The sequence below is a fragment of the Mycolicibacterium holsaticum DSM 44478 = JCM 12374 genome, from assembly GCF_019645835.1.
GTDB lineage: Bacteria > Actinomycetota > Actinomycetes > Mycobacteriales > Mycobacteriaceae > Mycobacterium > Mycobacterium holsaticum.
Genome location: NZ_CP080998.1, coordinates 5,281,477 through 5,295,352, shown reverse-complemented (window position 1 = coordinate 5,295,352; position 13,876 = coordinate 5,281,477). Strand labels below are relative to the sequence as shown.

Genomic DNA, 13,876 nt, shown 5'->3' with positions numbered 1-13,876 from the left:
CTGATTGCCAGTTATGGGACCACCGGCGTGTCGCGTCGGGGGCCGCTCGATAACTGGATCGGATCGCTTCACATCGAAGTCATGTGAAGGGGTCCGCGGATGTTTCGGGAGGTTTCTGTGGTCGAGATTCGTGAAGTGCTTCGGACGTGGCTGGCTGGCCACGGACTGCGGGTGGCGGCCAGCCAGGCTGGGGTGGATCGCAAAACTGCACGGCGCTATGTCGAGGCCGCGGTGGCTGCTGGCTTGGACCGGGCCGGTGGGGTCGATCAGCTCGATGACGCGTTGATCGGCGCGGTGGTCACCGTGGTGCGCCCGGACCGGCCGCAAGGGCACGGATCAGCGTGGGAAGTGCTGTGCACCAACCATAGTCAGATCAACCAGTGGGTCGACAAGGGCCTGACGGTGGTCAAGATCGGTGACCTGCTGGCCCGCCAGGGCGTGATCGTTCCGCAGCGCACGTTGCACCGCTACTGCCAGGAACACACCAAGTATCAGGGCCGGCGCCGCGGTGGGACGGTGCCGGTCGTCGACGGCGAACCCGGGATGGAATGCCAGATCGACTTCGCCCGGATGGGCATGCTGTTTGACACTGCGACGGGCAGGCGTCGGGTGGTGCATGCGCTGATCTTCACCGCGGTGTATTCCCGGCACATGTTCGTATGGCTGACGTTTTCCCAAACCCTGACCGCGGTCATCGACGGCTGCGAAGCAGCCTGGGATTTCTTCGGCGGTGTCTTCAAAGTCCTCATTCCCGACAACATGGGAACGGTTGTTGCCCATGCAGATTCAGTGAACCCCAGGTTCACCGTGGGGTGGCTGGAATACTCCCAGGCCCGCGGCTTCGCCACCGACCCGGCTCGGGTGGCCCACCCACAAGACAAACCGCGTGTGGAGCGGATGGTGCAGTACGTGCGCAACAACTTCTTCGCCGGCGAAGAGTTCAGCGACCTCGCTGACGCCCAACACCGCGCCCAGCTGTGGTGCGCCCAGAAAGCGGGTCTGCGTATCCATGGCACCACCTGCGCCCAGCCGGCGGTGGTGTTCGCCGACCGGGAGGCACCGGCACTGTTGGCTGCTCCGACGCTGCGGTATGTGGTGCCGGTATATGCCGAGGTCAAAGTGGCCCGCGACTATCACGTCCAGCTGGCCAAGGCGTTGTATTCGATCCCGCACCACCTGCGCGGCCAGACGCTATCGGCGCGGGCCGATGGCGAGTTGGCCAAGTTCTACCATCGCGGACAGCTGGTGAAGACTCACCCACGTCAACCCGCCGGGACCCGCTCTACTGACCCCGCTGATCTGCCCGCAGATAAGACCGGATACGCGATGCGCGATCTGCACCGGCTCATCGCCACCGCAGCCGGTCACGGCCCGAATATCGGCATCTACGCCGAACGCCTGCTCGATCACGATCTGCCCTGGACCAGGATGCGTCAGGTGTATCGGCTGCTCGGGCTGGTCAAACGCTACGGCCCCGCCCCGGTGGACACCGCCTGCGCGCGCGCCCTGGATCTCGATGTCGTCTCGATGACCAAGATCACCGCCATGCTGGAGCAGGCCATCGAGAACAGCCCCGTCCCGCCGCCGCGGGCTGCCTCCGGGTTGGCTGCAGCCCGGTTCGCCCGCGATCCCCGCGACTACCGCCCCACACCGCGGCCGGAATGGTTGCAGGTCATCGACGGCGGCACCACCGACGATCAGAAGGGGCTGTGATGACCAAGCCTGCCAAAGAGGTTGTCACTGATCCGATCTCACCCGACTTGAAGAAGGCGATGCGCCAACTCAAACTCTCACCGATACTCGACACCCTGCCCGACCGACTCGCCCTGGCCCGCCAACAGCACCTCTCCCACGCCGCGTTCCTCGAACTGGTCCTCGCCGACGAAGCCACCCGCCGCGACACCAGCTCCGCCGCGCGGCGAGCCCGCATCGCCGGCCTCGATCCCACCATGCGTCTAGACACCTGGGACGAAGATGCTGCGGTGCGCTACGACCGGACCCTGTGGACCGACCTGACCAGTCTGCGGTTCCTCGACGCCGCCCACGGTGCGGTGGTCCTCGGGGCGGTCGGCGTCGGCAAAACTCACCTCGCGACCGCGCTGGGCCACATTGCGGTGCGTCGACGAGTCCCGACACTGATGCTGCGTGCTGATGCAATGTTCAAGCGGCTCAGAGCTTCTCGACTCGACAACAGCACCGAAGCCGAGATACGGCGACTCGCGCAAGTGCGCTTGCTGATTATCGATGACTTCGCACTGCAACCGCTCGACGCTACAGCCACCGCCGACTTCTACGAACTGGTTGTCGCCAGACATCAACGCAGCGCGACCATTGTGACCTCAAATCGTGGACCCGATGAATGGTTGTCGGTCATGACCGACGCGATGCTCGCCGAATCCGCCGTCGACCGACTTACCTCCACCGCGCACGAACTCATCATCGAGGGGCCGTCCTACCGGCAACGCCAGAAGCCCTCAGTTGACAGCTCGCCGTCAACCACAGATCATCCCCGTTGAGCCAAACAGGTGGTCCCTACCTCGTGGCTAAACGGTGGTCCCATCACCCTGGCGAATGACACTTGGAGCAGTCGGCATCGCAGAAGAGATCGCAGCTGCGCGTGCTGCGGTGGAAATGGCCGAATCTGTTGGATCTATCCTCACCGCTAACGAGCGTCACCGGTGTTACAGGACTTGGATAAAGCAAGAGCTCAGCCCCGAGTGGATTTTATCCGTCGACATGATGGAGCGCTTCGGGGACAGCAAGCCGCGACGCATCACCGACCTGCTCATAAATTCCGGTTTGATTGAGGCGCTGAAACGGAAGCGCGACCCGGTGCCAGGCAGTGATCTGCCTCCAATGCCCATTCCTATAGTCACCTACGCCGCTACCCCGATGGGGCTACGGGTTTTCATGCGGTGGGGTGCAGAATTCGGTGTTTCTACCTGAGATTGATCGCGGTGCGGTCGTCGCTTATTTGATGCCGTCTCGCTGCTGCCTGACCGACTCCACCACGGGGCTATGTTCTTTGGGTCAGGCATGCCTGCTTTGTCGACAAAGTAGAGCTCTGTCGTGGAGCTCCAGCCGGGTTAAGCAGCGCATGGGACATCCCGGTGTTGTGGAATACCACGCGAATAGAGACGGCCATTCGTTTCGACGCGCTGGAGTGCCCCCATCGAACACCTGGTTCGCCCGCGCCGGGCACCCCAGGTGCTCTTCGAAGAGCGCTAGAAGCCCTTCGCGGGTGCCCTGTTCTGCCATGTCACATGCCTATGCAGGCGCTGGCACGCTGCCCCTTCGACTCCTTTCGCTATACGTGTCTACAACTACCGAATACTCAAAGCCGATATCGCAAGAGGCGCATCGACATTGCGCAGCGCTGCCAATGACGATCGGGCAACGATCACGCTTCCACGTGCGCACTTCTCGCAAAACCAGCACCTACAGCGCGTGGACCGTCCCCATCAGATGCGGATCGCCCTTCTTCAGGTGACGCAACGTCAGATCCCAGCCGTCGGTCACCCGGTCGACATAGAGACCCGCGGCCGCGGGCAGCACCACCGGCTTTGCAAAGCGCACCGAATACTTCACCGCGTCCGGTAACTGGCCCTCGATGTTCGCCAGAACCGCCGCGGCGGTGAACATTCCATGCGCGATCACCGTGAGAAAGCCGAACAGCTTGGCCGCGATCGCGTTGGTGTGGATCGGGTTGTGGTCCCCGCTGACCGACGCGTACTGGCGGATCTGGCCGGGCGTGATCCGCAGTACCGCATTCGGGGGGCCCAGCTTCGGCTGCTTCTGCGGTGGCGGCTTCGGCTCGTCGGACAGGCTGGTGCGCTGCTGGTGCAGGAACGTCGTCACTTGATGCCATGCCCGCTCGTTGCCGACGTTCACGTCCGTGACGATGTCGACCAGCAGCCCGCGCCGGTGCTCGCGCAGGTTCTCGGCGTGCACCCGCACCGACACCGTGTCGGTGACCGCGATCGGCCGGTACTGCGTGATGTGGTTCTCGATGTGCACCGAACCCATTGCGGCGAAAGGGAAATCGAAGCTGGTGACCAACGCCATCACGGTGGGAAACGTCAACGCGAACGGATACGTCAGCGGCACAGCGTCACCGAACCGCAACCCGGTGACGTTGGCGTACGCCGCGACGTTCGCGGGGTCGATGCTCACGTCCTCGACGGTCAGCGTGCGCTCGGGCAGCTTGTCGTCGCGCGGCACGAATGGCAGCGCGCCCGCCGCCGCGCGCACCAGGTTCAACAGCCCAGACGGTTGCGTCACCTCAAGCCCCCAGCCACGCTTGTCCGCACACCCGAATCGTGTTGCCCGTGACGGCATTTGACGCCGGGCTGGCGAAATAGGCGATGGCCTCGGCGACGTCGACCGGCTTGCCGCCCTGATACAGCGAGTTCAGCCGGCGGCCGACCTCCCGGGTGGCCACCGGAATCGCCTCGGTCATCTTGGTCTCGATGAAACCGGGTGCGACGGCGTTGACCGTGACCGCCCTGTCGGCGTACTCCTCGGCCAGCGCGTCGGTCAGCCCGATCATGCCCGCCTTGGTGGCCGCGTAGTTGGTCTGGCCCCGGTTGCCCGCGATCCCGGCCATCGACGACAGGCCGACCACCCGGCCGCCGTCGCCGATCGTGCCGTTACGCACCAGGCCCTCGGTAAGCCGAAGCGGCGCAAGCAGGTTCACCGCGACGACGGAGTCCCAGCGGGCCTCGTCCATGTTGGCCAGCAACTTGTCGCGGGTGATCCCCGCGTTGTTGACGAGGATGTCGGCGCGGCCGTCGTAGTTCTCCCGCAGGTGCTCGGTGATCTTGTCGACGGCGTCGTCGGCGGTGACGTCGAGCGTCAGCGCGGTGCCGCCGACCTTGGTCGCCGTCACGCCGAGCGGCTCGGCGGCGGCCTCCACATCGATGCACAGCACCCGCGCCCCGTCGCGGCTGAACACCTCGGCGATCGTCGCGCCGATACCGCGCGCCGCGCCGGTGACGATGGCGACCTTGCCGTCCAGCGGCTTGTCCCAGTCCGCGGGCGGCGACGAATCCGCCGCACCCACCGAGAACACCTGCCCGTCGACGTAGGCCGACTTGCCCGAAAGGACAAACCGCAGCGTCGACTCCAGGCCGGTGGCGGCCGGTTTGGCCGCCGGGGAGAGGTACACCAGGTTCACCGTCGCGCCGCGCCGCATCTCCTTGCCGAGCGAGCGGGTGAAGCCCTCCAGCGCGCGCTGCGCGATGCGCTCGTGGGCGCTGCCCGCCTCCTCGGGCGTGGTGCCGATGACGACGATGCGCCCCGACGACCCGACGTTGCGCAGCACCGGGGTGAAGAACTCGTACAGCTCCTTGAGCCCGGACGGATCGGTGATGCCGGTCGCGTCGAACACCAGACCCCCGAACGAGTCGGCCCAGCGTCCGCCGATGTTGTTCGACACCACCTCGTAGTCCTCGGCCAGCGCGGTGCGCAGCGGCTCGACGACGCGGCCGTTCCCGCCGATGAGCACCGAGCCCGCCAGCGGCGGCTGACCCGGCTTATACCGGCGCAACGTCTCGGGCTGCGGGACGCCGAGCTGCTTGGCGAGGAACGATCCGGGCGCCGAATGGACGATTTGCGAATACAGATCGGTAGCCATGAAAACGAACTTACTCCAGAGTAAGAAGAGTGGGTACTATGGGTTCATGGCTAGTAATACCCACCGACGGGTCGCCATCCTCGGCGGCAACCGAATTCCCTTCGCCCGATCGGATGGCGCGTATGCAAACGCCTCCAACCAGGACATGTTCACCGCGGCGCTGGGCGGGCTGATCGACCGGTTCAACCTCGACGGCGAGAAGCTCGGGGCCGTGATCGGCGGCGCCGTGCTCAAGCACAGCCGCGACTTCAACCTGACGCGCGAATGCGTGCTCGGCAGCGCGCTGTCGTCCTACACCCCCGCCTTCGACCTGCAGCAGGCGTGCGGCACCGGGCTGCAGGCCGCGATCGCGGCCGCCGACGGTATCGCCGCCGGGCGCTACGACGTGGCCGCGGCCGGCGGCGTGGACACCACCTCCGACGCCCCGATCGCGTTCGGCAACGACCTGCGGCGGGTGCTGCTCGGGCTGCGCCGGTCCAAATCCAACCTCGAACGGCTCAAGCTGGTCGGCAAGCTGCCCGCCTCCCTCGGCGTGGAGATCCCCGTCAACAGCGAACCGCGCACCGGCATGTCGATGGGCGAGCACGCCGCGCTCACCGCCAAGGAGATGGGGATCAAGCGCACCGACCAGGACGAGCTCGCCGCGGCCAGCCACCGCAACATGGCCGCCGCATACGACCGCGGCTTCTTCGACGACCTGGTCACCCCGTTCCTCGGGCTGTACCGCGACAACAACCTGCGCCCGGACTCGTCGGCGGAGAAGCTGGCCAAGCTCAAGCCGGTGTTCGGGGCGAAACAAGGTGACGCGACGATGACCGCGGGCAACTCGACGCCGCTGACTGACGGCGCGTCGGTCGCGCTGCTCGCCACCCCGGAGTGGGCCGCCGAGCGTGGCATCGAACCGCTGGCCTACTGGGTCGACGGGGAGACCGCGGCGGTCGACTACGTCAACGGCCGCGACGGCCTGTTGATGGCGCCGACGTACGCGGTGCCGCGGCTGCTGGCCCGAAACGGCTTGGCGCTGCAGGACTTCGACTTCTACGAGATCCACGAGGCGTTCGCGTCGGTGGTGCTCGCGCACCTGCAGGCGTGGGAGTCCGACGAGTACTGCAAGGAACGGCTGGGCCTGGACAAGGCCCTGGGCAGCATCGACCGCTCCAAGCTCAACGTCAACGGCTCCTCGATCGCGGCGGGGCACCCCTTCGCGGCCACCGGCGGGCGCATCGTCGCGCAGATGGCCAAGCAGTTGAGCGAGAAGAAAAAGGAGACCGGGCAGCCCGTACGCGGCCTGATCTCGATCTGCGCCGCCGGTGGGCAGGGCGTCGCCGCGATCCTCGAGGCGTAAAAAAACTAGATCGAAAGTTTTTTTCGCGGGGTTGTAACGCTGCGGTGAGGTGGGTCGATAGTCCTGGTAGCTCCGTACTGCCGTCTGACCCCCCGACCCGATGGCAGTACGGGGCTCTTAAGTTTTACCGGTCCTGGCCCGGCGGGGCGTCCTTTTTCGCCTTGATCGGCCCGGCCCCCGCCGGTGCGAACAACGCGCCGCCGAGGCTGCCGCGGGTGGTCAGGACGGCGACCAGCGCCCAGGTGCCCAGCAACCCGACGTAGGCGACGACGGCGGCCACCGCGAACGCGGGCAGGCCGGTGTGGTTGGCCAGCTGGGTGGTCCCGGTGACGAAGGTGCCGACCGGGAAGGTCAGGCTCCACCACGTCAACGCGAACGGCATCCCGCGTCGCAGCGTGCGCACGGTCAGTTCGGTGGCCAGCACGATCCACAGCACCGCAAACCCCCAGACCGGGACGCCGAACAGCACCGCGAACACGTTCATCGCGTCGGCCAACTCGGTTGGCACTGCCGCGCTGGCGTGGGCGCCGAGCAGGCCCGCCGCGGTGATGCCCTGCCCCAGCGGGCCCAGCACGATCCACAATGTGGGCACTCGCGCGGTGCCCGACGTCCCGTACAGCGCAAGCCTGCTCCAGATCATCGTGATGATGATCAGCGCCGCGAACAACGACAGCCCGAACATCGCGTAACAGCCGTACAGCATGGTCGCGCGCCCTGTCCCCGGAGCCATATGCGGAATCAGCAGCGCACCGGAGGCCGCCGACACCATCGGCGGCACCACCGGCATCAGCCAGCCGCCGAACGCGGCGTCGGGTTCGACGTTGAGTTGGGTGAACATCAGGAACGGGATGGTCGCCGCGGTGAACAGCCCGCCGACGGTGCCTGCCGTCCACAGCACCCATGCCAGGTCGACGGCTACCCGCTCGCCGATCAGGTCCTTGCCGATCAGCAGCGCACCCGCGCCGACGGTCAGCAACGCCATCGGCGCGGCGCCGTAGAAGTGGGTCATCTGCGGGTTGCGCACGTAACCTCGCGCCGCCACCGGATGGCGGATCCGCTGCGCGCCCACCGCGACGACGAGCACCACCAGCAGCACGGCCGCCGCCACCCACACCACCTCGGAGAACACGTGCAGCCCGGGCAGCCGCACCGGCAGCGTGGCGCCCGCCGTCGCGACGATTCCGGTGCCCATCACCGATGCGAACCAGTTCGGCCCGAGGTGCTGTAGCCGCGCCAACTCACTTGTCATGCCAGAAGTATGTTCTGGCCGTGCTTCGATGGTGGGATGCAGACCAGCGTCGCTCTCACCGGACTTCTCCCCGACGCCGACGCGCGCAACCCGGTCGACGCCACCGTGCAGCGGCTGGCGTCGTTGCGCGACGAGGGATTTCGCAGGGTGTGGATGGCTCAGCTGCCCTACGACCCCGACCTCCTGACCGTCTTGGCGGTCGCGTTCCGCGAGATCGACACCCTCGAGATCGCGTCGGGCGTCATCCCGATCCAGATCCAGCACCCCACCCAGTTGGCGCAGCGGGCGCTGACGCTCAACACCATTGCCGAGGGCCGCTTTCTCCTCGGGATCGGGTTGAGCCACCGGATGGTGACCGAAGGGGTGTGGGGCATTTCGTATGACCGGCCGGTGCGCCAGATGCGCGAGTATCTCGACGCGCTGCTGCCGCTGCTGGCCGGTGAGCCCGCGGACGCCTCCGGGGAGTTCTGGACGACGCGCGGTTCGCTGCAGGTGCCGGGGGCGCCGACGCCGCCGGTGTACCTCGCCGCGCTCGGGCCGCAGATGCTGCGGCTGGCAGGGCGGCGCAGCGCGGGCACGATGACGTGGATGACCGGACCCAAGACGTTGGCCGGCCACGTTGTGCCGACCCTGCGCACCGCGGCCGCCGAAGCCGGGCGCGACGAGTCATCGGTGCGGGTGGTGGCCTCGCTGCCGGTCACCGTCACCGACGACGTGGCGCGCGCCAGGGCCCGCGCCGCCGAGGAGTTCGCGATCTACGGGCAGCTGCCGTCCTACCGCGCGATGCTCGACCGGGAGGGTTACGCCGGACCCGAGGACGCGGCGATCATCGGCGACGAGAAAACCGTGTCCGACCGCCTCGCCGAGCTGAGCGCAGCCGGCGTCGACGAGTTCGTCGCCAGCGTTTTCGACGCGGACCCCGAGGCGCGTGCGCGCACCCGCGCACTGCTGCGATCAACGGATCGGTAGGGCGAAAAAGACCTCTGGCGCGCCGCCGGACACCGGCGTACGATCGACCGCACGACGGGTTCGGGAGTGACTGATCCGAAGAACCGGTAAGGGTTGAAAGCCGGTCGCGCGATACTAACGTGACGCACCTGAGTGTCCTCCCGAACCCGCCCTTTTGTCTCGGCAGCCCGGTGCCAGTGCGCGCTATTCGGTGTCGCGCACGCCGCCGCTGCGGCCGTTTCCGAACTTCACCCGCGGTGTCGACGTGTCGCTTCTGGTGATGCCCGTTGCGCGGCCGCTGCTGCCGGTGTGCACGCCGCCAGGCTCGCTCGCCGAGCGTGTGCCCGTCGGGGACGAACCCGTCCCGCCGGTCGGTGCGCCGGCACCGGTTCTGCCGGCGTTCCGTTCCGCCCACGTTTCGGTGCGGATCGCATCGGGCTCCGATTGTGTGTCGCCGGAACGGCTTTGGCCCGGATCGGGGTTGGTCGCCCGGGCCACCGAGCGGGTGCTGCCGAGCGGGCGTATCGGCCCGGTGATCGGCGGCAGGTATACCGGGGGAACGCCGGTGGCATACGCGTCGGCCCACCCCAGCACGTTCTGCGTGTAGGCCATTGAGTTGTTGTAGCGCAACACCGCGGTGATCAGCTGGGCGCGATCGTGAAGGTTGAGCCCTCCGCTGCACAGGTAGCGGGCAGCAGCCAGGGTGGCGTCGAAGAGGTTCTGCGCGTCGGCATGCCCGTCGCTGTCACCGTCGGCCGCGTAGTGCGTCCAGGTGCTGGGCAGAAACTGCATCGGCCCCATCGCCCTGGCGTAGACCGTGCGCCCGCTGGTGCGGCCGGCGACGATGATTTCGTTGCCGGGCAGTGAGCCGTCGAGCGTCGGGCCGAAGATGGGCTCCACGGCCGTGCCCCGGTCGTCGGTCCTGCCGCCGAAGGCGTGCCGGGATTCGATCTGCCCGATCCCGGCCAGCATGTTCCAGCTGACCCCGCAGCCCGGTTCGATGCGCGCCATCAGGCCGTCGGCGTTGCGATACGCCGTCAGGGCGATGGCGGGGATGTTCAAGACGCCGGCTGCGCTGACCGCGGCCGGCGGCGGTGGACCGACGACGTGCGACACGGTCGTCGGGTCCATCACGGCAGGCGTCGCGGCCAGGGGGCCGTCCGGAAAGGTCGGCCGCGGCGCGACGGCTGCCGTCGGTTGAATGTCCGGCGCGTGGTGCAGCGCCACGATCAGGCTCGGCGCGGTGGCGACCGCGCTGGTCAACACCAGCCGGGCGACCACCTCGGCCCCGGCGGCCGGGGTGCGTGCGGCCCGGCTGAGACCGCGACGAACCCGCGCCATGGCTGTCCGGGCCCGGGCGTCGCCCCCTGTCTGCACTGGCTCGTCCTCGTCGTCGCACCCTTGGGCCGACCGAGCGGGCCGGCGGCCTCATCATAGGTTCTGACGATCAGCCGACGGGCCGCCCGGCACCCGGCGCGATGCAAAACGCCCCCGGGAAGAGACCGGGGGCGTTTTGTCGCGAGGCGGTCTTAGAAGGACGCCTCGTCGAGTTCCATCACATCGTTGTCGAGGTTTTCGACGACCTGACGGGTGCTGGTCAGCATCGGCAGGAAGTTCTTCGCGAAGAACGACGCGACCGCGACCTTGCCCTCGTAGAAGGCCTGGTCGTCGGCTGTCAAACCTGCACTGACGCCGGCGTCGAGCTTGTCGATCGCCACCGCCGCGTGCTGCTGCAGCAGCCAGCCGATGACCAGGTCACCGACGCTCATCAGGAAGCGCACCGAGCCCAAGCCGACCTTGTAGAGCTCGGCCGGATTGTCCTGCGCCGCCATCAGATAACCGGTCAACGAGGCGGCCATGGCCTGGACATCCTCCAGCGCGGTCGCCAGCAGCTTGCGCTCGGCCTTCAACCGGCCGTTACCGGACTCGTTCTTGACGAACTGCTCGATCTGACCGGCCACGTGCGCCAGCGCCACACCCTTGTCGCGGACGATCTTGCGGAAGAAGAAGTCCTGCGCCTGGATCGCGGTGGTGCCCTCGTACAGCGAGTCGATCTTGGCGTCGCGGATGTACTGCTCGATCGGGTAGTCCTGCAGGAAGCCCGAACCACCGAAGGTCTGCAGCGATTCGGTCAGCTTGGCGTAGGCCTGCTCCGAGCCGACACCCTTGACGATCGGCAGCATCAGGTCGTTGACCCGAACTGCCAGGTCCGGCTCGACGTCGTGCAGCGCCTTGGCCACCGCCGAGTCCTGGTAGGTGGCGGTGTAGAGGTACAGCGCGCGCAGACCCTCGGCGTAGGCCTTCTGGGTCATCAGCGACCGGCGCACGTCCGGGTGGTGCGTGATCGTCACGCGCGGCGCGGTCTTGTCCGTCATCTGCGTCATGTCGGCGCCCTGCACCCGCTCCTTGGCGTACTCGAGCGCGTTGAGGTAACCGGTCGACAGCGTCGCGATGGCCTTGGTGCCGACCATCATTCGCGCCTGCTCGATGACCTCGAACATCTGCGCGATGCCGTCGTGCACCTCGCCGACCAGCCAGCCGGTGGCGGGCACGCCGTGCTGGCCGAACGTCAACTCACAGGTGGCCGAAACCTTCAGGCCCATCTTGTGCTCGACGTTGGTCACGAACACGCCGTTGCGCTCGCCGAGCTCACCGGTCTCCGGATCGAAGTGGAACTTCGGGACGAAGAACAGCGACAGCCCCTTGGTGCCCGGACCTGCGCCCTCGGGGCGGGCCAGCACCAGGTGCATGATGTTCTCGAACAGATCGTCGGAGTCAGCGGAGGTGATGAACCGCTTGACACCGTCGATGTGCCAGGTGCCGTCGGGCTGCTGGACGGCCTTGGTGCGGCCGGCGCCGACGTCGGAGCCGGCATCGGGCTCGGTGAGCACCATGGTGGCGCCCCAGTTGTGCTCGGCGGCCAGCTGAGCCCACTTCTTCTGCTCTTCGGTGCCCAGGTTGTAGAAGATCTGCGCCATGCCCGGGCCCATCGCGTACATGTACGCGGCGGGGTTCGCGCCGAGAATGTGCTCGATCAGTGCCCACTGCAGGGCGCGGGGCATCGGCATACCGCCGAGCTCCTCGCCGACCCCGGCCTTGTCCCAGCCGGCGTCGAACAGCGCACGCATCGACTTCTTGAACGACTCCGGCAGCGTCACCGTATGGGTCTCCGGATCGAACACCGGCGGATTGCGGTCACCGTCGGCGAACGACTCCGCGATCGGCCCCTCGGCCAACCGCGCCACCTCAGCCAGCATGTCGCGGGCGGTCTCGAGATCCAGGTCGGCGTAGTCGCCCTCACCGAACGCCTTGTCTACGCCATATACCTCGAACAGGTTGAAAACCTGGTCGCGGACGTTGCTCTTATAGTGGCTCACGGTTCCTCCTCGTCGAGATGGCCACATACGGTTGGGTACTCACTCCGTAAGTTACCCACCAGTAACTGGCCGAAACTATACCGCTCGGTAACTTCAACACCAAGCAGCTGTGAGCTATTTCAATGGGCTAGCCATTACGGGCTTGGCGGCGTACCCCAAACGCCCAGTTGGCACGTGTTTCACCTGGGCTTTCCCGGTTATGTGACGATCGTCACGGACGGCCCGTTAGGGTGTGCGGGTGCAGCGTGTCGCGGTGTGGGGAACGGGCAACATGGGGTCGGCGGCGATCCGGTCGACGGTGGCGTTTCCGGGGTTGCAACTATCCGGCGTCATCACGTCGTCGCCGGACAAGGCCGGTCGCGACGCCGCCACCTTCGCGAACCTGGATAGCCCGACGGGCGTCACCGCCACCACCGATATAGACGCAGCGCTGGGCGCCGCCGACGCGGTGGCCTACATGGCGTCCGGTGACATCCGGCCCGACGAGGCCGTCGCCGACATCGAGCGCTGCCTGCGCGCGGGTAAGCATGTGGTGACGCCGTCGCTGTACTCGCTTTACGATCCGCGTTCGGCCCCGCCGGAGTGGGTCGAGCGGTTGACCGACGCCGCTGTAGAAGGTGGCTCCACCCTGTTGGTCAGCGGTGTCGACCCGGGCTGGGGCAACGACGCCCTGGCCGTGCTCGCCGCTGGGCTGTGCACCCGGATCCGCACGATCCGCTGCCAGGAGATCTTCGACTACTCGACGTACGACCAGCCGCACGCGGTGAAGGTGCTCTGTGGTTTCGGCGGCCCGATGGACCAGGTGCCGATGATGCTGCTGCCCTCGATCCCGACGATGGTGTGGGGCGGAAACCTTCGGCTGATCGGCCGTGGCCTGGGTATGGAGATCGACGAGATCGCCGCGGACGTCGAACGCCGGCCACTCGAGCAGACCGTCGACACCGTGATGGGCCGATTCGATCAGGGCACCCAGGGTGCGTTCTGGCTGAAGGTGATCGGAAAGTCGCGCGGGCGCGAACGCATCGTCATCGACCACATCACCCGCATCCATCCCTCGTGCGCACCGGACTGGCCCCAACCCGACGAAGGGGCGGGCGATCACCGCGTGATCATCGACGGTGACCCGCAGCTGACGATCGTCAGCCGCGCCGACGTGCCGGGCGGCACCCGCGCCGACGGCGGCAACACCACCGCGGCCAACCGTCTGCTCGGTGCGCTGGGCTGGCTGGCCGGGCAGAAGCCCGGTATCTACGACGGCCTCGACGTGCCGATGCAGTCTGCCCTGCCGCCCGAGGTGGAAGCCCAGCGCTGGGCCGAGTGAG

11 protein-coding genes are annotated in these 13,876 nt (G+C 67.2%); 6 read left to right on the top strand and 5 right to left on the bottom strand.

Going from position 1 to position 13,876, the window contains the following annotated elements:
• The first annotated feature begins 99 nt into the window (after positions 1-99).
• The 3 genes from istA to K3U96_RS25305 are packed head-to-tail and all read left to right on the top strand — an operon-like array spanning position 100 to position 2,946.
• Positions 100-1,713, top strand: a complete 1,614-nt coding sequence (gene istA / locus K3U96_RS25315) for an IS21 family transposase (protein ID WP_220691477.1) — start codon at positions 100-102, stop codon at positions 1,711-1,713.
• Positions 1,713-2,516, top strand: coding sequence for an ATP-binding protein (locus K3U96_RS25310; protein WP_220691066.1), 804 nt, complete (start codon positions 1,713-1,715; stop codon positions 2,514-2,516). The genes istA and K3U96_RS25310 overlap by 1 nt, the downstream gene beginning before the upstream one ends.
• A 55-nt stretch (positions 2,517-2,571) precedes the next feature.
• Entirely contained in the window at positions 2,572-2,946 is a 375-nt protein-coding gene (locus tag K3U96_RS25305; RefSeq protein ID WP_220691476.1) for a hypothetical protein, read from the top strand.
• Positions 2,947-3,438: 492 nt separating this feature from the next.
• Here the strand turns inward: K3U96_RS25305 and K3U96_RS25300 are convergent, their stop codons facing one another.
• Together K3U96_RS25300 and K3U96_RS25295 are read right to left on the bottom strand one after the other, a co-directional pair.
• Positions 3,439-4,338 (bottom strand): MaoC/PaaZ C-terminal domain-containing protein, encoded by a 900-nt coding sequence (locus K3U96_RS25300; RefSeq protein ID WP_275080529.1) that lies wholly within the window; start codon positions 4,336-4,338, stop codon positions 3,439-3,441.
• Complete coding sequence (locus K3U96_RS25295; RefSeq protein ID WP_220691474.1) at positions 4,283-5,635, bottom strand: 3-oxoacyl-ACP reductase; 1,353 nt, start codon at positions 5,633-5,635, stop codon at positions 4,283-4,285. The genes K3U96_RS25300 and K3U96_RS25295 overlap by 56 nt, the downstream gene beginning before the upstream one ends.
• 46 nt (positions 5,636-5,681) lie before the next feature.
• Between K3U96_RS25295 and K3U96_RS25290 the strand changes: the two genes are divergently transcribed.
• A complete protein-coding gene (locus tag K3U96_RS25290; RefSeq protein ID WP_069405292.1) occupies positions 5,682-6,980 on the top strand; it encodes an acetyl-CoA C-acetyltransferase in 1,299 nt (432 codons plus the stop codon).
• 124 nt (positions 6,981-7,104) lie between these two features.
• Here the strand turns inward: K3U96_RS25290 and K3U96_RS25285 are convergent, their stop codons facing one another.
• On the bottom strand, positions 7,105-8,229 hold the full coding sequence (locus K3U96_RS25285; protein WP_220691473.1) for a TDT family transporter: 1,125 nt from the start codon (positions 8,227-8,229) through the stop codon (positions 7,105-7,107).
• A 36-nt stretch (positions 8,230-8,265) separates the two neighbouring features.
• On the opposite strand from K3U96_RS25285, the gene K3U96_RS25280 reads away from it, so the two are divergent.
• On the top strand, positions 8,266-9,198 hold the full coding sequence (locus tag K3U96_RS25280; RefSeq protein ID WP_220691472.1) for a TIGR03564 family F420-dependent LLM class oxidoreductase: 933 nt from the start codon (positions 8,266-8,268) through the stop codon (positions 9,196-9,198).
• Between the two features lie 183 nt (positions 9,199-9,381).
• Here K3U96_RS25280 and K3U96_RS25275 read toward each other — a convergent pair whose 3' ends face one another.
• The gene (locus tag K3U96_RS25275) at positions 9,382-10,554 is read right to left on the bottom strand and encodes a lytic transglycosylase domain-containing protein (protein ID WP_372514919.1); all 1,173 of its coding nucleotides are present in this window, start codon (positions 10,552-10,554) and stop codon (positions 9,382-9,384) included.
• Between the two features lie 152 nt (positions 10,555-10,706).
• Positions 10,707-12,554 carry an acyl-CoA dehydrogenase gene (locus K3U96_RS25270; RefSeq protein WP_220691470.1) on the bottom strand — a complete coding sequence of 616 codons (1,848 nt, stop codon included), beginning with the start codon at positions 12,552-12,554 and terminating at the stop codon, positions 10,707-10,709.
• A 238-nt stretch (positions 12,555-12,792) separates the two neighbouring features.
• Here K3U96_RS25270 and K3U96_RS25265 point away from each other — a divergent pair, with 238 nt between their 5' ends.
• Positions 12,793-13,875, top strand: a complete 1,083-nt coding sequence (locus K3U96_RS25265; protein WP_220691469.1) for an NAD(P)H-dependent amine dehydrogenase family protein — start codon at positions 12,793-12,795, stop codon at positions 13,873-13,875.
• Position 13,876: the final 1 nt, after the last annotated feature.

Coding starts and splice junctions, on each gene's coding strand:
- K3U96_RS25300 (WP_275080529.1), bottom strand. CDS start 4,338: ATGCCGTCACGGGCAACACGATTCGGGTGTGCGGACAAGCGTGGCTGG.
- istA (WP_220691477.1), top strand. CDS start 100: ATGTTTCGGGAGGTTTCTGTGGTCGAGATTCGTGAAGTGCTTCGGACG.
- K3U96_RS25285 (WP_220691473.1), bottom strand. CDS start 8,229: ATGACAAGTGAGTTGGCGCGGCTACAGCACCTCGGGCCGAACTGGTTC.
- K3U96_RS25280 (WP_220691472.1), top strand. CDS start 8,266: ATGCAGACCAGCGTCGCTCTCACCGGACTTCTCCCCGACGCCGACGCG.
- K3U96_RS25305 (WP_220691476.1), top strand. CDS start 2,572: ATGACACTTGGAGCAGTCGGCATCGCAGAAGAGATCGCAGCTGCGCGT.
- K3U96_RS25290 (WP_069405292.1), top strand. CDS start 5,682: ATGGCTAGTAATACCCACCGACGGGTCGCCATCCTCGGCGGCAACCGA.
- K3U96_RS25310 (WP_220691066.1), top strand. CDS start 1,713: ATGACCAAGCCTGCCAAAGAGGTTGTCACTGATCCGATCTCACCCGAC.
- K3U96_RS25295 (WP_220691474.1), bottom strand. CDS start 5,635: ATGGCTACCGATCTGTATTCGCAAATCGTCCATTCGGCGCCCGGATCG.